Source organism: Bradyrhizobium vignae, assembly GCF_900324035.1.
Classification (GTDB): domain Bacteria; phylum Pseudomonadota; class Alphaproteobacteria; order Rhizobiales; family Xanthobacteraceae; genus Bradyrhizobium; species Bradyrhizobium vignae.
In genome coordinates, this window is record NZ_LS398110.1 from 8021157 (window position 1) to 8041618 (window position 20462).

Genomic DNA, 20462 nt, shown 5'->3' on the forward strand with positions numbered 1-20462 from the left:
GTTATTTCCGGACCTTGAGGGCGAAGAGACCCTGCGGGCGCAGCATCAGGATGCCGACGACCGCGAGCAGCGTCAGCACCTTGGCCATCGAGCCCGACATGAAGAACTCGAGGGTGGATTGCGTCTGCGAGATCGAGAAGGCCGAAGCGATGGTGCCGAGCAGGCTCGCCGCGCCGCCGAACACGACGACCAGGAACGTATCGACGATGTAGAGCTGCCCCGACGTCGGCCCGGTCGAGCCGATCATGGTGAAGGCGCTGCCGGCGACGCCCGCGATGCCGCAGCCGAGGCCGAACGTGAAGCGATCGACCTTCTCGGTGTTGATGCCGACTGCGCCAGCCATGACGCGGTTCTGCACGACCGCGCGCACCTGGCGGCCCCAGCGCGACATGTAGAGAACGTAGGCGACGGAGATGGTGATCAGCACCGTGAGCCCCATCACGAAGACGCCGTTGATCGGCACCTCGATGCTGTCGGTCACGTGCAGCGAGCCGAGCATCCATTGCGGCAGCTCGACACCCACCTCGCGCGCGCCGAAAACGGAGCGATAGGCCTGCTGCAGCATCAGGCTGAGGCCCCAGGTCGCGAGCAGCGTGTCGAGCGGGCGCTTGTAGAGGTGCCGTATCAGCACCCATTCCACCACCATCCCCAACGCACCGGAGGCGAGAAAAGCGAGGATCATGGCGAGGAAGAAGTAACCACTGAACAGACTCGGCAAATAGGTCTGGAAGAGATTTGACGTCATCCAGGTGACGTAGGCCCCGAGGATCATGAACTCGCCGTGGGCCATGTTGATGACGCCCATCTGGCCGAAGATGATCGCGAGCCCGAGCGCCATCAGAACGTAGACGGAGAACAGGATCAGTCCGGCAAACCCCTGCATGACGAAGATCGAGCCGAGGTCGCCAATCGAATAGTCGCCGAACATCTATGTCCTCCGTCGGGAAAGGGTCCCGCGTCGCGGGCAGATTCGCGACGCGGGGGCTTTAGGCATGGACTTGCGGTCCACGCCAGGGAGCGGTTTTGCCTTGGGGGAAAGTGCGGGGAACGCCGCGGCTCTTACTGATAGCCCTTGGGGAACGGATCCGGCTCGACGAGATCGGCGGTCTCGTAGATCAGCTCGAACTGGCCATCGAGCTTGGCGCGTCCCACCCGGGTCTTCGACCAGAGGTGATGATTCTCGTGGACGCGCACGTAGCCTTCCGGAGCTCCCTTGAACTCGACGCCCGGCGAGGCAGCGGCGATCTTGTCGACGTCGAAGGAGCCGGCCTTCTCGACCGTCAGCTTCCACAGCCATGGGCCGAGATAGGCAGCCTGGGTGACGTCTCCGATCACGGTCTTCTCGCCCCACATCTTCTTGAACGCCGACACGAAAGCCTTGTTGTTGGGATTGTCGAGGGACTGGAAGTACTTCATGCAGGCATAGGCGCCCGCGATGTTCTCACCGCCGATGCCGTCGATCTCATCCTCGGTCACCGAGATCGTGAGCAGCGGCTGCTTGGCGAGATCGACGCCGGCCGCCTTGAGCTGCTTGTAGAAGGCGACGTTGGAGCCGCCGACGACGTCGGTGAAGATCACGTCGGGCTTGGTCAGCTTGATCTTGTTGATGACCGAGTTGAACTGGGTCGAGCCGAGCGCATAGTATTCCTCGCCGACGACCTTGCCCTTGAGCACATTCTCGACGTGCTTGCGGGCGATCTTGTTGGAGGTGCGCGGCCAGATGTAGTCCGAGCCGATGAAGAAGAACGACTTGGCACCCTTCTCCTTGGCGATCCAGTTCAGGCCGGCGAGAATCTGCTGGGTCGCTTCCTGGCCGGTGTAGATCACGTTCTTAGATTGCTCGAGGCCTTCGTAGAAGGTCGGGTAGTAGAGCATGCCGTTATACTGCTCGACCACCGGCAGCACCGCCTTGCGGGAGGCCGAGGTCCAGCAGCCCATGATCGCCGCAACCTTGTCGTTCACAAGCAGCTTCTTCGCCTTCTCGGCGAAAGTCGGCCAGTCCGATGCGCCGTCCTCCTGGATGAACTTGATCTTGCGGCCGAGCACGCCGCCCGCCGCGTTGATCTGCTCGATCGCGAGCTTTTCGGCCTGGATCGAGCCGGTCTCGGAGATCGCCATGGTGCCGGTCGCCGAATGCAGGATGCCAACCGTCACTTCGGTGTCGGTAACTGCCAGACCCGTGGTGTTGACCGCCGAGGTCGCCGGCGCCTGCGCAAAGGACGCCCGCGGCAGCATCGTGATGGCCGGCACGGCCGCCATTCCCATCAACAATTTGCGCCGCAGCGGCGACAACAGGCCCTTGTTTGCTTCGTCTGACATGAGCACCCCACTTTTGTTCGAGAACACGCGATTGGTGCCCGTGAGGATGGCTCGAATTTATGCAGCCCAAGCATACGCAAGATCGCGTATACTGCACCGCAAAATGCCGACGTAGGCTTTTGGTACGGAATTTGCGAGGGGTCCGGGTCCGTATCGGGAGTAGGGTTAGGTGGCAGGGCGGCAGCGAATAGACCGCGTCAGGCGCCAGTACAACCAATGGGTCGCCAACCAGACGCTGGAAGACTACGCGCTGCGCTTCACCGCCAAGAGCGCGCGGCGGTGGTCTGCCGCCCGCGTCGCCAACACCGCAATCGGCGCGATCTCCTTCCTGGTGCTGGAGGCGATCGGCGGCACCATTACGCTGAATTACGGCGTCACCAACGCCGCGGCCGCGATCCTCGTCGTCTCCGCCATCATCTTCTGCTGCGGCGTGCCGATTGCCTATCATGCCGCCAAATGCGGCATCGACATCGACCTCCTCACCCGTGGCGCCGGCTTCGGCTATATCGGCTCGACCGTGACGTCGCTGATCTACGCGTCCTTCACCTTCATCTTCTTCGCGGTGGAGGCGGTGATCCTGGCGACCGCACTGGAGATGTGCTTGGGCATTCCGCGCCCGATCGGCTATCTCATCAGCGCGGTGGCGATCATCCCGCTCGTAACCTACGGCATCACACTGATCAGCCGCTTCCAGCTCTGGACGCAGCCGCTCTGGATCATCCTGCACATCCTGCCCTTTGTCGCGATCGCCTGGGCCAATCCCCACTCGTTCACGGAATGGCGCAAGTTTTCCGGTGAACACGGCGACCTCAACGGGCATTTCGACCTGTTGCTGTTCGGCGTGGCATCCTCCGTGGTGTTCTCGCTGGTGGCGCAGATCGGCGAGCAGGTCGATTTCCTCAGGTTTCTGCCGCGCGACCGCCGCGCCTCCAGGGCATCGTGGTGGATCGCGCTGATGAGCGCGGGGCCGGGCTGGATCGTGCTCGGCGCGCTGAAGCTCCTGGCCGGCTCGTTCCTCGCGTTCTTTGCACTGAGCCATGGCGTGCCGGCCGAAGAGGCCGCCGAGCCCGCGCATATGTATCTCGTCGCCTTTCGCTACGTGCTGTCCGAGCCGGACCTCGTACTGGCCCTGACCGGCATCTTCGTGATCCTGTCGCAGATCAAGATCAACGTCACCAACGCCTATGCGGGTTCGATCGCCTGGTCGAATTTTTTCTCGCGCCTGACCCATAGCCATCCCGGCCGCGTGGTCTGGCTGGTGTTCAACGTGATGGTGGCGCTGCTTCTGATGGAGATCGGCGTCTACAAGGCGCTGGAGCAGACGCTGGCGCTCTACTCCAACGTCGCGATCGCCTGGGTTGGCGCGCTGGTGTCGGACCTCGTGGTCAACAAGCCGCTCGGCCTGCGTCCGCCGCAGATGGAATTCAAGCGGGCGCATCTCTACGACATCAATCCGGTCGGTGTCGGCGCGATGACGCTCGCGATCATCGTCTCGATCGCGGCGTTCTACGGCCTGTTCGGCCCGACCATGAAGGCGCTCGCCGCCTTCGTCGCGCTCACGGTCGCCTTCGTCACCGCGCCTGTGATCGCCTGGCTGACGGACGGAAAATTCTATATCGCGCGCAAACCGAAGAGAAGCTGGGCCAATATCGAGGCGATCCAGTGCTGTATCTGCGAGCACAGCTTCGAGCCTGAAGACACCACCTCCTGCCCCGCCTATGCCGGCCCGATCTGCTCGCTGTGCTGCTCGCTCGACGCCCGCTGCCACGATCTCTGCAAGCCACACGGGCGTGCGCAAGTGCAGTTCGCCGACGCACTCGGCAGAATTCTGCCGCAGCCGATCTATGCGCGGATCAACTCGCAGTTCGGCCACTATATCGGCGTCTTCGTGGTCTCCGCCGGCCTCGTCGCGCTGGTGCTCGGACTGATCTATCTCCAGACCTCGGCCAGCGTGCATGGTGAAAACATGCTGGTCTCGAACGTGCTGTGGAAGGTATTCTTCTCGCTCAGCATCATCATCGGCGTGGTGGCCTGGCTGTTCGTGCTGGCGCAGCAGAGCCGCCGCGCCGCCGAGGCCGAGACGCGGCGTCAGACTGCGCTGCTGATCCAGGAGATCGACGCGCACAAGCGCACCGACGCCGAACTGCAGCGTGCCAAGGAGGTCGCCGAATCCGCCAATCTGGCCAAGAGCCGCTACGTGGTGGGTCTGAGCCACGAGCTGCGCTCGCCGCTGAATGCGATCAGCGGCTATGCCCAGCTGCTCGAGCAGGATACGACGCTGGGCCCGAAGCCGCGCGACCAGGTCCGCGTCGTCCGCCGCAGCGCCGATCACCTGTCCGGCCTGATCGACGGTATCCTGGACATCTCCAAGATCGAGGCGGGGCGGCTGTATCTGTCGCGCGACGAGGTGCGCTTGAGCGAATTCCTGGACCAGCTCGTCGGCATGTTCCGCCTCCAGGCTGCCGCCAAAGGCATCGACTTCGTGTTCAGGCGGCCGGCGCGTCTGCCGGTCGTCGTCTATGCCGACGAGAAGCGGCTGCGCCAGGTGCTGATCAATTTGCTTTCCAATGCCATAAAATTCACCCAGACCGGCAGCGTGCAGTTCGTCGTGCACTATCGCAGCCCCGTTGCCGAGTTCGAGGTGATCGACACCGGCCCCGGCATCCAAGGCGACGATCTCGAGCGCATCTTCGCGCCGTTCGAACGCGGCGCGCTCGGCGTCGCGCAGCCGCAGACCGGCACCGGCCTCGGCCTGACCATCAGTCGCCTCCTTGCCGGCGTGATGGGCGGCGATATCAAGGTCACGAGCACGGTCGGCACCGGCTCAACGTTCAAGGTCAAGATCCTGCTCTCGGAGGTCGCCAATCCCCAGCGCATCGCGCCGGTGGAGGCGCCGGTCTCCGGCTATCACGGCGCGCGCAAGACCATCCTCGTCACCGACGATGATCCCGTGCATCGCGACCTCCTGCGCGAGGTGCTGACACCGCTCGGCTTCATCCTGCTAAGCGCACCCGACGGCGCGGGCTGCCTGGCGCTGGCACAGCATTGCCGGCCCGATCTATTCCTGCTCGATATCTCGATGCCTGCCATGGACGGCTGGGCTGTCGCCGAGGCCCTGCGCGCGAACGGACATCACCAAGCGCGCATCCTGATGGTCTCGGCAAGCGCGATCGAGGCCCACGGTGCGCCACTTGCACAACCCTTCCATGACGGCTACCTGATGAAGCCGATCGACATCCCGCGGCTGCTGGAGACGATCCGCCAGCTCCTGAAGCTCGAATGGCAATACGATTCGGACGAGGTCGCGGTGCCGTTCTGGCATCCCGAGACCGGATCAAAGCCGCCGCTGCGGCACATCGAGGCGCTGATCGGGCTAGGCCAGATCGGCTACGTCAAGGGCATCCAGTTGAAGCTGGACGAGATCGGCAGCGAGCATCCTGAACATGCCGACTTCGTCGCGCAGATGCGGTCGCTGGTCGATCGCTTCGATCTCGACCAGTACATGGCTACATTGAAGACGTTGCATGCTTATGAGCATTGAACCAAAGAAGCGCGACGTCGCGCTCGTTGTCGATGATTCCCCGGAGACGCTGCGGCTGCTCACCGACGCGCTCGACGGCGCCGGCATGACGGTGATGGTGGCGCTCGACGGCGCCGCGGCGATGCGCATCATCGATCAGATCACGCCCGACATCGTGCTGCTCGATGCCGTGATGCCGGGCATCGACGGCTTCGAGACCTGCCGCCGGCTCAAGCGCGATGCGGGTCTCGCCAACGTCCCCGTGATCTTCATGACAGGTCTTGCGGAGACCGAGCACATCGTTCGTGGACTGGAAGCCGGCGGCGTCGACTACGTGACCAAGCCGATCGTGATCGAGGAGATGCTGGCGCGCATCCGCGTCCATCTCGGCAATGCCCGGCTGACCCAGAGCGCGCGCGCCGCACTCGACGTCTCCGGCCGCTTCCTGTTCGCCGTCAATCGCCAGGGCACCGTGCTCTGGGCGACGCCGCAGGCGCAGAAGCTGCTGTCGGATCATCAGGGCGCACAGGCCGAGGACTTCATCCTGCCGCCATCGCTGCTGCAATGGCTGGAGCAGGCCAAAGCCAAGGGCAGCTCGAAGTCTCAAGGAGCTTCCTTGCCCGACAATCCGCAACTTCGGCTCTTCTACATGGGCGAGACCGCGCCGAACGAGTTCCTGCTGCGGCTCTCCAGGGAGTCCGGCACCGCGCTGCCACCCGAATTCACCAGCGAGCTCGGCCTCACCACGCGGGAGGGAGAGGTGCTGGCCTGGCTCAGCAAGGGCAAGACCAACCGCGACATCGCGCAAATCTTGGGCCTCAGCCCGCGCACGGTCGACAAGCATCTGGAGCAGATCTACTCCAAGCTCGGCGTGGAGAACCGGACCGCGGCTGCGGCGATTGCCGCGAATGCGACGCGACGGAATTCGTGAGTGTGCTGCGACTGAGTTGGAACGTCGCTACCCCAGTAAACGGTGTCGCCCGGGCTCGCTTCGCGCCCCGGGACGACAGTTGGGTGTGGGGTTAGCGTCGCCGCCCTCACCCCACGCCTACGAACGACCTCACCCGTAAACAAACGCCTTATCATCCAGGTCCGTCTTCGGGATCTCGTCCTTCTCGGTCCAGTAATCCTGGCTGTGCTGCCATTCCGGCTTGTCGCCGCGCTTGGGCAGCAGGTTCATGTTGCGCATCATGTAGCCGGGGTTGAAGTTTTCCGGATCGATCCAGGGCAGGATCGGCATGTTGTGGTCTTCGGGACGCAGCCTCACCTCGACCTTCTTCTTGCCCTTGGCCTTCATGTGTCCGAGCAGCCGACAGACGAAATCGGCGACGAGGTCGACGCGCAGCGTCCAGCTGGCGCGGAAGTAGCCGAACACCCAGACCATGTTCGGCACGCCCGTGAACATCATGCCGCGATAGGTGACGGTGTCGCCGAAGGCAAGCGGCTTGCCGTCGATCTCGAAGGCGATGTCGCCGAGCGCGGCAAGATTGAAGCCGGTCGCGGTGATGATGATATCGGCCTCCAGCAGCTTGCCCGATTTGAGCTGGACGCCGTTCTCGACGAAGCATTCGATCTCGTCGGTCACGACCGAAGCCTTGCCGCTGGCGATGCCCTTGAACAGATCGGCATCCGGCACGAAGGCGATGCGCTGCCGCCACGGCCGGTATCTTGGCGTGAAGTGGGTCTCGACGTCGTAGTCGGGACCGAGGACTGCGCTGATCTGGCCGATCAGCTCCTTCTTGACCTGCTCAGGCTTGGACACGCAGAGCTTCGTGAACGCATCCTGCTCGAACAAGATCTTCCGCCGCACGATCTCATGGATCCAGGTTTCGTCAACCTGAAGCCGGCGCAGCTCTTCCGCGATCTCGATGGCGTTGCGGCCAAGGCGGAAATAGGTCGGCGAGCGCTGCAGCATGGTGACGTGCGCGCAACTGTCCGCGATGTTCGGCACCAGCGTCGCCGCGGTCGCGCCCGAGCCGATCACAACCACGTTCTTGCCCGCGAGATCGATATCATCCGGCCAGGTCTGGGGATGGACGATGCGACCCTTGAAGCGGTCCATTCCCTTCCATTCCGGCGTATAGCCCTCCGAATGGCGGTAATAGCCCTGGCACATCCAGAGGAAGTTTGCGGTAAAGGTCTTTGCCTCGCCCGTATCGGTGGTCGTCGCCTCGATGGTCCAGAGATTCTGCTCGCTCGACCAGCTCGCGGAATTGATCTTGTGCTTGTAGCGGATGTGACGGGCGATATCGTTGTCGTCGATCACCTCTTTCATGTAGGAGAGAATCTCCTCGGCGGTCGCGATGGGCGGGCCGACCCAGGGCTTGAAGCTGTAGCCGAAGGTGTGGAGGTCGCTGTCCGAGCGGATGCCGGGATAGCGATGCGTGCTCCAGGTGCCGCCGAACGTCGCCTGCGTTTCGAGAATGACGTAGCTCGTACCCGGCAGCTGCTTTTCGATATGATAGGCGCTGCCGATGCCGGAGATGCCGGCGCCGACGATCAGCACGTCGAAATGTTCCGAGGCCTGCTTGGTGGTGGCGTGACTGCGAACAGCGACATTCATTGTTGCTTCTAAGCCTTGCTTGTTTTTGTGGCCGCCCTTGATCGGGCGACGCGTTTCCTCCGCGACGGGCATGGTCGCCCATCGCGCTTCCGCTTCAAAATGACATAGATCAAGTCGAGGTCAAATCACAGCGCCGCACCCCAGCTCCGCGCGGTCTGCAAAATCCAGTCGCGATAGAGCGTCAGCGGCGTCACGCCGGTCAATCCGCCGCAACCTGCGGCGCCGTTCGGCCCTGTCGACCAGCTGATGAGACCGACGAGCACGGGACCATTCGGCTTGTCCTCGAACACGGGGCCGCCGGAATCGCCGGTGCAGGCGCCAATTCCGTCGCGAACACCGTTGGTTACGGGATCGACCAGGCGAATCTGGAGCGTGCCGGGCTGGCCGGTCGTAACGAGGCCGGCAACGCGCGTCGTGCCGCCGCTCTTGCCGTCGCCCCGCACCGTGACGCCAATACCGGCGATCACGAAGCGGCTGCCGACCTGGATTGGAATCGCGGGCATGCCGACGGTCACCGTGGATTTTCCCTTGAGTGGAATATCCAGTTGCAGCAGCGCCACGTCGGCGGTGGCGCGATGCGCCTGCATCGCCTGCATGTTGAAATTCGGATGGATCGCGACGGTACGGACATTCAGCAATTGCGGCTGACCATCGGCGCTACGCTCGACGATCTTGTAGTCCGCGCCGGGCTGCACGCAGTGGGCCACCGTCAACACTACTTTTGGCGCGATCAGGCTGCCGGTGCAGAAATTGCCACGCGAGCCGACGATGGTAACGATGGCGCGCGCAATGCCGTCGGCTTGCGGCGTGCCGCCACCGACGATGGCGTGGGCGGGTGTGGCGAGCAGCAGCGCCGCTGTGATGAACGTGGCAAGCTTCTTCATGGGAACACGCTTTGGCGTCAGCATCCGGTGAGGAGGGGGACAGCTTCGGACTGGCTCTTGCCGATAACGCATGCTAGCCCTCTTGGAAAGGAATTGACGAGGGCAGGACATTGGCGATCGAGGCTGTGGTCTTTGATTTTGGCGGCGTGCTGACGAGCTCACCATTCGAGGCGTTCACGCGGTTCGAGACCGAACGTGGCCTGCCCGCCGACATCATCCGGCGCACGAACGCAGCCAATCACCAGGAGAACGCCTGGGCCAGGTTCGAGCGGGCCGAGGTCGATATCGAAACCTTCGATCACTTGTTCGCCGAGGAGTCCCGCGCGCTTGGCGCAGAAGTGCGCGGACGCGACGTGCTGCCGCTGCTCCAGGGCGATCTGCGGCCGGAGATGGTCGAGGCGTTGAAGCGGATCAAGGCACAATTCAAGACCGGCTGCATCACCAACAATTTGCCGGCTAACGCAATCGGCAGCATGACCGGACGCTCACTTTGCATCGCCGAGGTGATGGTGCTGTTCGACCACGTCATCGAATCCGCCAAGATCGGCCTACGCAAGCCTGACCCGCGCATCTACCGGATGATGGTCGAGACGCTGAAGGTCGATCCGAACAATTGCGTCTATCTCGACGATCTCGGCGTGAATTTGAAGCCAGCGCGCGAAATGGGCATGACGACGATCAAGGTAACGAGTGGGGCGCAGGCGATCGCGGATCTCGAGAAGGCGACGGGGCTGAAGCTGAGATAGCGCGTCATACTCCGTCACTGCGAGCGCAGCGAAGCAATCCAGGCTGTCTCCGCGGAAAGATTCTGGATTGCTTCGCTACGCTCGCGATGACGGCGGTGGCGAGATATCGACCAACCAAATCTACTCGGCCGCAGCCGCGATCCGCTCCGGGAACGCTGCGGCCAGCGAGTCACGATCCGGCTTCAGCACACCGCGCTCGGTAATCAGGCCGGTGACAAGCCGCGCCGGGGTCACGTCGAAGGCGTAATTCGCGACCGGCGAGTTCTCCGGCACGATGCGTACCGTCTCCAGCCTTCCGTCTGCGGTGCGGCCGGTCATGTCGGTGACTTCAACGCCACTGCGCTGCTCGATCGGAATGTCACGGATGCCGTCATGGACGGCGAAGTCGATCGTCGGCGACGGCAGCGCGACGTAGAAGGGCACGCCATTGTCATGCGCGGCAAGCGCCTTGAGATAGGTGCCGATCTTGTTGCAGACGTCGCCATTGGCGGCGACGCGGTCGGTGCCGACGATGGCGAGATCGACCATACCGTGCTGCATCAGGTGTCCGCCGGTATTGTCCGGGATCACCGTGTGCGGCACGCCGTGATGGCCGAGCTCCCAGGCCGTGAGCGAGGCGCCCTGGTTGCGCGGCCGGGTCTCGTCGACCCAGACATGGACCTTGATGCCGCGCTCATGTGCAAGATAGATCGGCGCCGTCGCCGTGCCCCAATCGACGGTGGCGAGCCAGCCGGCGTTGCAATGGGTCAGCACGTTGACCACTTCGCCCGGCTTCTTCGCCGCGATCGCCTCGATCAACTTCAGACCGTTGTCGGCGATGCCACGGTTGATCTCGACGTCCTGCTCGACGATCTCGTCGGCGCGCGCATAGGCCGCTTCCGCCCGTTCCACCGGATCGATCGGCGCGAGCGCCGCGCGCATCTCGTCCAGGGCCCATTTCAGATTGATCGCGGTCGGCCGCGCCACGACGAGCGTGTCATAAGCGCGCTTCAGGCCCTCGTCCGAGGCATCCTCGCGCATGGCGAGCGCCATGCCGTAAGCGGCGGTGGCGCCGATCAGCGGCGCGCCGCGCACCAGCATGTCACGAATGGCAACTGCCGCGTCTTCACACGCCGTCAGCCTCGCAATGACGAATTCATGCGGCAGCCGGCGCTGGTCGATCGCACCGACCGACCAGCCGTCACGCTCGCGCCAGATGCTGCGGAAATGCTTGCCGTCGACCTTCATGGCATTCTGCCTTTCGTATCACGCCCGCAGCACGCGTCCTGCCACGGCGTCGAGCTTCTTCAGAAGCTCGGGATCGCGCGCCTCGGGCGCCGTGATCAGCGCGGTGTCGAGCGCGCGGTCCGAACCGATCGGGCACGACTCGTGCTCGCGCGGGAAATCCTTGGCTAGCCGCGCCACCAGCGCCTTCGCCTTGTCGGCGTTCGAGTTCAGCACGCGGATGATGTCCTGAACGGTGACGGCGTCATGATCGGGATGCCAGCAGTCGAAATCCGTCACCATTGCAACGGTGGCGTAACAAATCTCCGCCTCACGCGCGAGCTTCGCCTCGGGCATGTTGGTCATGCCGATCACGGAATAGCCGAGCGTCTTGTAGGTCATGCTTTCCGCGTAAGTGGAGAATTGCGGCCCTTCCATGCAGACATAGGTGCCGCCGCGCGCGATCGCGATGCCCTCGGCCTCAGCCGCCGCGGCAAGATGGATGCGCAGCCGCGGCGAGACCGGATGCGCCATCGACACATGCGCGACGCAGCCTCGGCCGAAGAACGAGCTCTCGCGCTTGTGGGTGCGGTCGACGAACTGGTCGACGAGAACGAAGGTGCCCGGCGGAAGTTCCTCTTTGAAGGAGCCGCAGGCCGACAGCGAGATCAAGTCCGTGACGCCGGCGCGCTTCAGCACGTCGATGTTGGCACGGTAGTTGATGTCGGAGGGCGAGAGCCGGTGACCCCTGTCATGCCGCGGCAGGAACACCACCGGCAGGCCGGCGATGGAGCCACGCCGCAGGGGCGCAGAGGGCTCGCCCCAAGGGCTCTTGATCACCTCTTCGCGAGCACCCTCGAGGCCCGGCAGGTCGTAGATGCCCGAGCCCCCGATGATACCCAATACCGCCCGCGTCATGCCTGCTCCACCCTGTCCACCAAATGTGACATGGTTAAGCTATGCCAGTTTTGCGGCGGATTTGGAACGGGGGTGGAGGGGTGACGGCGGTCGCGTGAGGAGCGCGGACGACGCCGTGGAAGGAGCCGTGCGCTCGACTTAAGCCGCCGTTGCCGGCTGCAGCTGGGTCGCGACCATCCGCTCCAGCGTCTCGACCGACTGGAAATTCTCCGGCGTGATCTCGGACTGCGGGATGGTGAAATCGAACTCCGCCTCGACGCCGAGCATCAGATTGACCATGTCCATCGAGGTCAGGCCGATATCGACGAGCTTCGCCTGTGGCGTGACGTCAGCGGTAAGCGAGTTCTGTTCGAGAATGCCCTTCACCAGCTTGATGATGCGGTTGCGCAAATCGGTATCGGAGGCCTGCATCGGCAAATTCCCATCTGTCTATCGGAGGCGGATCGGACTGCCGGCCACGATGGGCACGGTCTGCCGGTCCTGCAATGGGCGGCAGCAATACTTCGCGCTTCTTAGTAAACGATGACTCAGATTGTCCGAAATTCAGGCTTCTTCCGGAATCCTAACACGATGCTGGAAAATCGGGTGATGCAAACAACCGGACCTTAACTGTTCGTTCGGAATTGGGTTTTGTTTACCCTCTATTTCATCGACGAATTTGAATTAAATCCGTAGCCTCGTCTCACAAGCAAAGATGGCCGGAGGATCGCTTCAAGCGGCATCGCGAATGATGCCGGCGATCTCGAACGGCAAACCGGAGGCGGACGAGTATGAACGTGCGTGAAGCAGTCCTCACTGTCGACGAGATGCAGACCGGATTTCTCGAGCAGGGTCCCTCCCTGATCGAGCGTGCCGCGCGGACCGCCGCAGCGGCCGCAGCCGACGCAGACGGGGTCGATCGCGACGCCCGCTTCCCGCACAAGGCTTTCGACGTCGCACGCGAGCAAAAGCTGCTCGGCGTGATGGTTCCGGTCGAGTTCGGCGGCTTCGGCGCCTCGATCTATGACGTCACCGACATCTGCTACACGCTCGGGCGCGCCTGCGCTTCGACGGCGATGATCTACGCGATGCACCAGACCAAGGTCGCCTGCGTCGTCAGGCACGGCCATGGCATTCCCTGGATGGAGACCATGATGCGCCGGGTCGCCCGCGACCAGTGGCTGCTCGCCTCTTCCACTACCGAGGGCCAGAATGGCGGCAACATCCGCGCCAGCGCTGCCGCGGTCGACCATGCCGGCGACACCGTCTCGCTCGTGCGCGACGCCACCGTGATCTCCTATGGTGCCGAAGCCGACGGCCTCGTCACCATCGCCCGCCGCGCCACCGATGCCGCCGCCTCCGACCAGGTGCTGCTGGCGCTCGCCAAGGACGACTATTCGCTGAAGCGGACGCTCGGCTGGGAAACGCTCGGCATGCGCGGCACCTGCTCGACCGGGTTCGAACTGAGGGTCGACTGCCCCGCCGACCGCGTCTTTCCGGAATCCTATGACAAGATCCACGCCCAGACCATGACGCCGTTCGCGCATCTGTGCTGGTCGTCGGCCTGGGCCGGCATCGCCGCTGCGGCCGTGACCCGCGCGCAGGCTTTCATCCGTAAGGCTGCGCGCTCTTCCGGCGGCCAGATGCCCCCGGCCGCGGCGCATTTCACCGCCGCCAAGATGTCGCTGGCCAAGCTGCGCGCGCTGATTGCCGCCAACATCGACGCCTTCGCCAGCGCCGAGCATGACGAGCGGGCGCTCGGCTCGCTCGACTTCCAGTCCTCCATCACGCTGCTGAAGGTGCAGGCCTCCGAGCTCGCGGTCGAGACCGTGATGCATGCTATGCGCACCGCGGGCCTTTCCGGCTACCGCAACGACGGCGAGTTCACCATGGGCCGGCACCTCCGCGACGTGCTGTCGTCGCCGATCATGATCAACAACGACCGCATTCTGGCCAACGCCGCCACCTCGACGCTGATGAGCGGGGTGCCATCGAGTCTTCATGACTGACGTGCCTTCGCGACCAGACCAACAAGCACAATTTCGAGATAGCAGGACATCGACCCCATGAATATTGCCGTCCTCCCCAATTCGCCCGATACTGCGCCGCAAGTGATCGATCCGCTCGATCATCTCGCCGACAAGCTGTTCCACCGCATGGGCGCCGATGGCGTCTATGCCCGCACCGCGCTCTATGAGGGCGTCGTCGAGAAGCTCGCCGGGTTGATCACCAGCCATCGCGAAGCCGGTACCGAAGTGATGCGCTTCCCGCCGGTGATGAGCCGCGCGCAGCTGGAAAAATCCGGCTATCTCAAGAGCTTCCCGAACCTGCTCGGCTGCGTCTGCGGCCTGCATGGCACCGAGCGCGAGATCAACGCCGCGGTCAGCCGCTTCGATGCCGGCGGCGACTGGACGACGTCACTGTCGCCCGCCGACCTCGTGCTGTCTCCGGCCGCCTGCTATCCCGTCTACCCGATCGCGGCGAGCCGTGGCCAATTGCCGAAGGGCGGCCTGCGCTTCGACGTCGCCGCCGACTGCTTCCGCCGTGAGCCGTCGAAACATCTCGACCGGCTGCAATCGTTCCGGATGCGCGAATATGTCTGCATCGGCACGCCCGACGACGTCGCCGATTTCCGCGAGCGCTGGATGGTGCGCGCGCAGGCCATCGCCCGCGACCTCGGCCTCACCTTCCGCGTCGACTATGCCAGCGATCCGTTCTTCGGCCGGGTCGGCCAGATGAAGGCGGTGAGCCAGAAGCAGCAACAGCTCAAGTTCGAGCTCCTCATTCCGCTGCGCTCGGAGGAACAGCCGACTGCCTGCATGAGCTTCAACTATCATCGCGAGCATTTCGGCACGACCTGGGGAATCCAGGACGCCAATGGCGAGCCGGCCCATACCGGCTGCGTTGCCTTCGGCATGGATCGCCTCGCCGTCGCCATGTTCCACACCCACGGCACCGATCTTTCAGCCTGGCCCGCCAAGGTACGGGACGTCCTGGGCCTGCAGCCGCATGTTGCGGCAGGCGCCCACGGCGAAGGCTGGCGCTAACGCAACTCACGAGGCCGACCATTTCTACGGGCAAGACGAGCGTGATCCATACCAAGGTTCGATGCCGCGAAATCACCGAGTCCGACGTCGACAAGGTCGCGGACTTGCTGACGCGCGGCTTCGTCGGCCGCTCACGCGAATACTGGATTCAGGGCCTGCGCCGGCAGGCCTTCCGACCCGTGCCGGACGGTTATCCGCGCTTTGGCTACATGCTCGACGACGACGGCACGCCGGTCGGCGTGCTGCTCTTGATCTATACCGCGCGAAAGATCGGCGAAGAGACCGCCATCCGGTGCAATTTGTCGAGCTGGTATGTCGACCCGGCCTATCGCAACTACGCCCCGCTGCTGACCAAGATCGCCCAGCGGCACAAGGACGTCACTTATTTCAACATCAGTCCGGCGCCATGGACCTGGCCGATCATCGAGACGCAGGGCTTTCGCGCCTATTGCCGCGGCATATTCTTCTCGGTCCCTGCGCTGGCGCGTGCGCCACGCTGGAGCGAGATCGAGGTCATCGCGCCGCATGCCAAGGAGATCGAGGGGCTTTCGGAAATGGAGACCGAGCTCCTGACGCGGCATGCGCGCTACAATTGCCTCAGCCTCGTCTGCCGCACGCCGAAGGGAACGTTCCCCTTCATCCTGCAACCGGTGCGGATGCGCCGCGGTTTCATCGCACCGCCGGCGATGAAGCTGATCTATTGCCGGAGTGCCGCCGAATATGCCGAATGCGCCGGCCGCATCGGCCGGTTGCTGCTGCGGCTCGGCAAGATTTCGGTGGCCGTCGATTCCAATGAGCCGATTCCCGGCCTCGTCGGCATTCATACCGAGCGGCGCGGCCGCAAATACTTCAAGGGCCCGCATCGGCCACAGCTCGGCGATCTCACGGACACGGAGCTCGTGTTGTACGGGCCGTAGAGGAACGCTCAGCCCATACGCCGGACACCTGATATGTTGCGCCCTCTCGGCCGACTCTCGCAGGGACCTCTGCAATGAGGACACGCTCTCCAGCGTCAGTCACCCTCCATAAACTACTGCGATTAAGGGAATTTTCCGGGCTCTTCGCTACCCTCGGTGGCCGGAATAGGTTGCGTTAAGTCTTTTGCCTGCCGAGGTCCCGCCGACCCCATGATGTCGACCCGCGACAACGAGCCTGGTGCACGCAGCGAGCAGGGCCCGGAGGCCCTGGTCGCGCTGAGCCAGCTTGCGCTCGACCACATGGAGCAGGGCGTCTGCGTCTATGATGCCGACAACCGGATCGTGCTGGTGAACCAGCGCTACCTCAGCCTGTTCGACATGTCGGCCGAGATCGTGCGGATCGGCACCAGCTATCGTGAGGTGCTTGCGCATAGCGCCTCGCGCGGCAACTTCCCGGCGGACGAGCTCGACGCGCTGTACTCGGCGCGGATTGACCAGATCTCCGCGGGCAAGCCGTTCCGCACCGAGCAGCGGCTTGCCAGCGGCCTCGTCATGGCACTCGCGCTCAAGCCGCTTCCCGGCGGCGGCTGGATGACGATCTGCGACGATGTCACTCGCCTCGCCCGACTCGAGGCGGAATTGCGCGTCCAGACCGAGCGCAGCCAGCACGCGCTCGCCAACATGTCGCACGGCCTCATCATGTATGACGCTGAAAGTCGCGTCGTCGTCTGCAACGATCGCGTCCTGCGGCTCTATAACCTCGATCCCGGAATCGTGAAGCCGGGGGCCTCGCATTCTGCGGTGATCGAGCACTGGATCTCGCGCGGCAATCTGCCAGGCACCTCACCCGATAAATTCCATGACGCCAGGCTGGAGGACGTACGCACGCGGCGGGCGAAAACGCTGCTGGTGATGCGCTATGACGGACGAATGGTGCAGGCCGTCTCCCGGTTCCTGCCCGACGGCGGCTGGGTGACGGTGCACGAAGACGTCACCGAGCGCCTGCAATACGAGGAGACGCTGCGGCAGCAGAATGTCATGCTCGACGCGGCGCTGGAGAACATGGCGCACGGGCTCGCCTTCTTCGACAGCGACATGCGCCTTCGCGTCTGCAACACCACCTACCGCAAGATCTACCTTCTGTCGCTGGACGAGACCAGGCCCGGCACACACCTCTCCGAGCTGATCGAGCGCTCGATGGGGAGCGGCGCATTCTCTTCCGAATGCACTCCGCAGCAGCTGGTGGAAGTCGCCAGGAGCAGGATCGAAAAGCGGGACGCCTCGCCGATCCGCCGGCACATGTCCAACGGCACCGTGATCTCGGTCCGCTATTGCGCGCTCCCCGAGGGCGGCTTCGTCGCCACCTATGAGGACATTACCGAGCGCGAGCGTGCGATCGAGCAGCTGCGCGAACAATATCGCCGCTTCGATGCCGCACTGAACAACATGAGCCAGGGCCTGTGCATGCTCGATGCGAGCCTGCGCGTGATCGTCTGCAATCGCCGTTATATCGAGATGTACGGACTGTCGCCGGAGATGGTGAAGCCCGGCGTCTCGATGCGGGAGATCATGGAGCACAGCTGCGAGCTCGGCAATCATCCGAGCACGACCGGCGCCAAGCTCTATGCCGACTATGTCGAGAGGCTGCGCGAGGGCGAGCACACGCTGCACCGCCATTTGAGCGACGGCCGCATCATCAAGCTCAATCACAAGCGGATGGAGCATGGCGGCTGGGTCGTCACCTACGAGGACGTCACCGAGCGTCACAAGGCCCAGGCCCGGGTGGCGCACATGGCGCGGCACGATTCGCTCACCGACCTGCCCAACCGCACGCTGTTTCACGAGAAGATGGGCGAGGGACTGAACCAGGTTGCGATCGCCGGCGGCGCCATGGCCGTGCTGTGCTTCGACCTGGACAATTTCAAGACCGTCAACGACCGCCTCGGCCACGCCGCAGGCGATCGCCTGCTGCGCTGGGTCGCGGCGCGCCTCAAGGAGAATGTCGGCGAACACGACACCGTCGCGCGGCTCGGCGGTGACGAATTCGCCGTGCTCCAGCGTGGGCCGCAACCGCAATCGGCTGAGGAGCTCGCCCATCGCCTGGTCGACATCATCGGTCATCCCCCGCCGCTGGAAAGCCAGCCGATCCATGTCGGCGTCTCCGTCGGCATCGCGATTGCACCCGACCACGGGCTCGATGCCGACGAGTTGATGAAATGCGCCGATCTCGCGCTGTACCAAGCCAAGGCCAAGGGGCGCGGAGCCTATCAGCTGTTCGAGCCCGAGATGGAGGAAGAGGCGCGCAGCCGGCACGCACTGGAGCAGGATCTGGCCGGCGCGCTCGAAGGACATGAATTCCACCTGGTGTTCCAACCGCAGATGCGGCTCGATTCCTCCGAGCTCACCGGCTTCGAGGCACTGCTGCGCTGGAAGCATCCCTCGCGCGGCTTCGTCTCTCCGGCCGAGTTCATCCCGCTCGCGGAGGAGAACGGGCTGATCGTTCCGATCGGCGAATGGGTGCTGCGCACGGCCTGCGCGGCCGCCGCGGCCTGGCCCGGCGTCACCGTCGCGGTGAACCTGTCTCCGGTGCAGTTCCGCTCCCGCGGGCTGGTGGCGATGGTCGCGAGCGCACTTGCGGAAGCCGGCCTGCCGCCGCAGCGGCTCGAGCTCGAGGTCACGGAGACGGCGCTGCTCGACGACAGCGAGGCGACGATCGACATCCTGCATCAGCTCCGCGCCCTCGGCGTGCGCGTCAGTCTCGACGATTTCGGGGTCGGCTATTCCTCGCTGAGCTACTTGCGCAAGTTTCCGTTCGATCGCATCAAGATCGATCGGTCCTTCGTTGGCACGCTCGGCGAAAGCCCGGAGAGCGTCGCCATCGTCAGAACGATCGCAAGCCTCGGCTCCGTGCTCGGCGTCGAGACCACGGCCGAGGGGGTGGAGACCGAGGAGCAACTCGATTTCGTCCGCGAATGCGGCTGCACCGCCGTTCAAGGATATTATTTCGGCAAGCCGTGCCTCGCATCGGAGGTGGGCCGCACCATCGAGACGCTGAACATGGTGCGGCGCGTGGCCTGACGGCTTAGGCGCGTCAAATTCCGTCCCTCGGCACGCGGCCAAACGACGAATTGTCGCATGTAGCGGCTTTGCCGGTGTTACCCGGCCGACCGCCGCACGCGGTCCGCGCAATGCGCTTTTCTTCTCACTCGATTTCAGAAACAATCATCTCACAAGAACGAGAGACGGCGGTCCCAAAGAGGCCGCCGCGAGGGAGGCGTTTCGATGTCGGGATACGGGTTGAAGACGATCGCATTTGCCGCGCTGCACGCCGTCATGGGCGCATTGCTCACCACTGCCGTCAGTGCGCAGGACTACCCAACCAAGCCGATCACGCTGATCGTGCCTTGGCCGGCCGGCGGATCGACCGACATCTCGATGCGAGCGATCGCCGACAGCGCCTCGAAGGTGCTAGGGCAACCGATCGTGATCGACAACAAAGCCGGCGGCGGCGGCACGGTCGGACCGGCGACGATGGCCGCGGCGGCGAAGCCGGACGGCTATACCATCTCGCAGATCCCGATCACGGTGTTCCGCCTCCCCCTGATGCAGGAGGTGTCGTGGGATCCGGCGAAGGATTTCACCTATATCGTCCATCTCACCGGCTACACCTTCGGTGTGACGACCAGCGCGGAGTCGCAGTTCAAGAGCTGGAAGGACGTGGTGGAGTTTGCAAAGGCGAACCCGGGCAAGGTGACCTACGCCACGCCGGGCGCCGGCACGTCGCTGCATATCGGCATGGAGCAGATCGCCGCGCTGTCCGGCATCAAGCTGACGCAAGTCCCTTTCAAGGGCGGCGCGGAAACCAACGCCGCAGTGCTGGGACAGCACACCATGCTTCAGGCTGATTCCACGGGATGGCGGCCGCTGGTCGACGCCGGCAAGCTGCGGCTCCTGATGGTGTGGACCGGCTCACGCTCGCCGAACTATCCTGATGTGCCGACACTGAAGGAGCTGGGCTATCCCATGGTCTATGATTCCCCGTTCGGCATCGCAGGTCCGAAAGGCATGGATCCCAAGATCGTCGCCAAGCTGCACGATGCGTTCAGGAGGGCGATCGAGGATCCGGCGGTCGTGGCAACGCTCGCCAAATACGACATGGTCCCGAACTACAAGAACACCGACGACTACAAGAAGTTCGTCGCCGAGGTCACGGAGTCCGAGCGCAAGGTGATCGAGACGCTCGGGCTCGCGAAGAAGTAGAGCTAAGCCACCTGCGTACCCCCGGACGCGGTGCAGCGCTTCTTCAGCGGTGCACCGCAAAGCCGGGACCCAGCTTTTCGTCCACGCTCATGGGCCCCGGCTCTGC

The 20462-nt window shown here is 63.9% G+C and carries 15 protein-coding genes; 8 read left to right on the forward strand and 7 right to left on the reverse strand.

Annotated elements, in window-relative coordinates:
- Window position 1: 1 nt before the first annotated feature.
- On the reverse strand, window positions 2-928 hold the full coding sequence (gene urtB, locus BRAD3257_RS38570) for an urea ABC transporter permease subunit UrtB (protein WP_122406190.1): 927 nt from the start codon (window positions 926-928) through the stop codon (window positions 2-4).
- 131 nt (window positions 929-1059) lie between these two features.
- The gene (urtA, locus tag BRAD3257_RS38575; protein WP_122406191.1) at window positions 1060-2319 is read right to left on the reverse strand and encodes an urea ABC transporter substrate-binding protein; all 1260 of its coding nucleotides are present in this window, start codon (window positions 2317-2319) and stop codon (window positions 1060-1062) included.
- Between the two features lie 169 nt (window positions 2320-2488).
- Here urtA and BRAD3257_RS38580 point away from each other — a divergent pair, with 169 nt between their 5' ends.
- Together BRAD3257_RS38580 and BRAD3257_RS38585 are read left to right on the forward strand one after the other, a co-directional pair.
- A complete protein-coding gene (locus tag BRAD3257_RS38580; RefSeq protein ID WP_122406192.1) occupies window positions 2489-5860 on the forward strand; it encodes a hybrid sensor histidine kinase/response regulator in 3372 nt (1123 codons plus the stop codon).
- A complete protein-coding gene (locus BRAD3257_RS38585; RefSeq protein WP_162500516.1) occupies window positions 5844-6770 on the forward strand; it encodes a response regulator transcription factor in 927 nt (308 codons plus the stop codon). Before BRAD3257_RS38580 ends, BRAD3257_RS38585 begins: the two co-directional genes overlap by 17 nt.
- 129 nt (window positions 6771-6899) lie before the next feature.
- Here the strand turns inward: BRAD3257_RS38585 and BRAD3257_RS38590 are convergent, their stop codons facing one another.
- The gene (locus tag BRAD3257_RS38590) at window positions 6900-8402 is read right to left on the reverse strand and encodes a flavin-containing monooxygenase (RefSeq protein ID WP_162500517.1); all 1503 of its coding nucleotides are present in this window, start codon (window positions 8400-8402) and stop codon (window positions 6900-6902) included.
- Between the two features lie 125 nt (window positions 8403-8527).
- A complete protein-coding gene (locus BRAD3257_RS38595) occupies window positions 8528-9286 on the reverse strand; it encodes a S1 family peptidase (protein ID WP_162500518.1) in 759 nt (252 codons plus the stop codon).
- Between the two features lie 110 nt (window positions 9287-9396).
- On the opposite strand from BRAD3257_RS38595, the gene BRAD3257_RS38600 reads away from it, so the two are divergent.
- Window positions 9397-10032: an HAD-IA family hydrolase gene (locus BRAD3257_RS38600; protein WP_162500519.1), complete on the forward strand. Its 636-nt coding sequence runs from the start codon at window positions 9397-9399 to the stop codon at window positions 10030-10032.
- Window positions 10033-10152: 120 nt separating this feature from the next.
- Here BRAD3257_RS38600 and mtnA read toward each other — a convergent pair whose 3' ends face one another.
- The 3 genes from mtnA to BRAD3257_RS38615 form a co-directional block, all read right to left on the reverse strand.
- Complete coding sequence (gene mtnA / locus BRAD3257_RS38605; RefSeq protein WP_122406196.1) at window positions 10153-11259, reverse strand: S-methyl-5-thioribose-1-phosphate isomerase; 1107 nt, start codon at window positions 11257-11259, stop codon at window positions 10153-10155.
- Between the two features lie 18 nt (window positions 11260-11277).
- Complete coding sequence (locus tag BRAD3257_RS38610; protein ID WP_122406197.1) at window positions 11278-12153, reverse strand: S-methyl-5'-thioadenosine phosphorylase; 876 nt, start codon at window positions 12151-12153, stop codon at window positions 11278-11280.
- A gap of 138 nt (window positions 12154-12291) precedes the next feature.
- Window positions 12292-12564 (reverse strand): phosphopantetheine-binding protein, encoded by a 273-nt coding sequence (locus tag BRAD3257_RS38615; protein ID WP_122406198.1) that lies wholly within the window; start codon window positions 12562-12564, stop codon window positions 12292-12294.
- A 359-nt stretch (window positions 12565-12923) separates the two neighbouring features.
- Between BRAD3257_RS38615 and BRAD3257_RS38620 the strand changes: the two genes are divergently transcribed.
- The 5 genes from BRAD3257_RS38620 (at window position 12924) to BRAD3257_RS38640 (ending at window position 20356) form a co-directional block, all read left to right on the forward strand.
- A complete protein-coding gene (locus BRAD3257_RS38620) occupies window positions 12924-14141 on the forward strand; it encodes an acyl-CoA dehydrogenase family protein (RefSeq protein ID WP_122406199.1) in 1218 nt (405 codons plus the stop codon).
- 57 nt (window positions 14142-14198) lie between these two features.
- Complete coding sequence (locus tag BRAD3257_RS38625) at window positions 14199-15179, forward strand: amino acid--[acyl-carrier-protein] ligase (protein WP_122406200.1); 981 nt, start codon at window positions 14199-14201, stop codon at window positions 15177-15179.
- Between the two features lie 41 nt (window positions 15180-15220).
- The gene (locus BRAD3257_RS38630) at window positions 15221-16096 is read left to right on the forward strand and encodes an acyl-CoA acyltransferase (protein ID WP_122406201.1); all 876 of its coding nucleotides are present in this window, start codon (window positions 15221-15223) and stop codon (window positions 16094-16096) included.
- 210 nt (window positions 16097-16306) lie between these two features.
- A complete protein-coding gene (locus BRAD3257_RS38635) occupies window positions 16307-19174 on the forward strand; it encodes a PAS-domain containing protein (RefSeq protein WP_122406202.1) in 2868 nt (955 codons plus the stop codon).
- Between the two features lie 204 nt (window positions 19175-19378).
- Entirely contained in the window at window positions 19379-20356 is a 978-nt protein-coding gene (locus BRAD3257_RS38640; protein WP_122406203.1) for a tripartite tricarboxylate transporter substrate binding protein, read from the forward strand.
- The last annotated feature ends 106 nt before the right edge of the window (window positions 20357-20462 follow it).

Coding starts and splice junctions, on each gene's coding strand:
- BRAD3257_RS38615 (WP_122406198.1), bottom strand. CDS start 12,564: ATGCAGGCCTCCGATACCGATTTGCGCAACCGCATCATCAAGCTGGTG.
- urtA (WP_122406191.1), bottom strand. CDS start 2,319: ATGTCAGACGAAGCAAACAAGGGCCTGTTGTCGCCGCTGCGGCGCAAA.
- BRAD3257_RS38585 (WP_162500516.1), top strand. CDS start 5,844: ATGCTTATGAGCATTGAACCAAAGAAGCGCGACGTCGCGCTCGTTGTC.
- BRAD3257_RS38640 (WP_122406203.1), top strand. CDS start 19,379: ATGTCGGGATACGGGTTGAAGACGATCGCATTTGCCGCGCTGCACGCC.
- BRAD3257_RS38610 (WP_122406197.1), bottom strand. CDS start 12,153: ATGACGCGGGCGGTATTGGGTATCATCGGGGGCTCGGGCATCTACGAC.
- BRAD3257_RS38590 (WP_162500517.1), bottom strand. CDS start 8,402: ATGAATGTCGCTGTTCGCAGTCACGCCACCACCAAGCAGGCCTCGGAA.
- BRAD3257_RS38625 (WP_122406200.1), top strand. CDS start 14,199: ATGAATATTGCCGTCCTCCCCAATTCGCCCGATACTGCGCCGCAAGTG.
- urtB (WP_122406190.1), bottom strand. CDS start 928: ATGTTCGGCGACTATTCGATTGGCGACCTCGGCTCGATCTTCGTCATG.
- BRAD3257_RS38595 (WP_162500518.1), bottom strand. CDS start 9,286: ATGAAGAAGCTTGCCACGTTCATCACAGCGGCGCTGCTGCTCGCCACA.
- BRAD3257_RS38635 (WP_122406202.1), top strand. CDS start 16,307: ATGATGTCGACCCGCGACAACGAGCCTGGTGCACGCAGCGAGCAGGGC.
- mtnA (WP_122406196.1), bottom strand. CDS start 11,259: ATGAAGGTCGACGGCAAGCATTTCCGCAGCATCTGGCGCGAGCGTGAC.
- BRAD3257_RS38620 (WP_122406199.1), top strand. CDS start 12,924: ATGAACGTGCGTGAAGCAGTCCTCACTGTCGACGAGATGCAGACCGGA.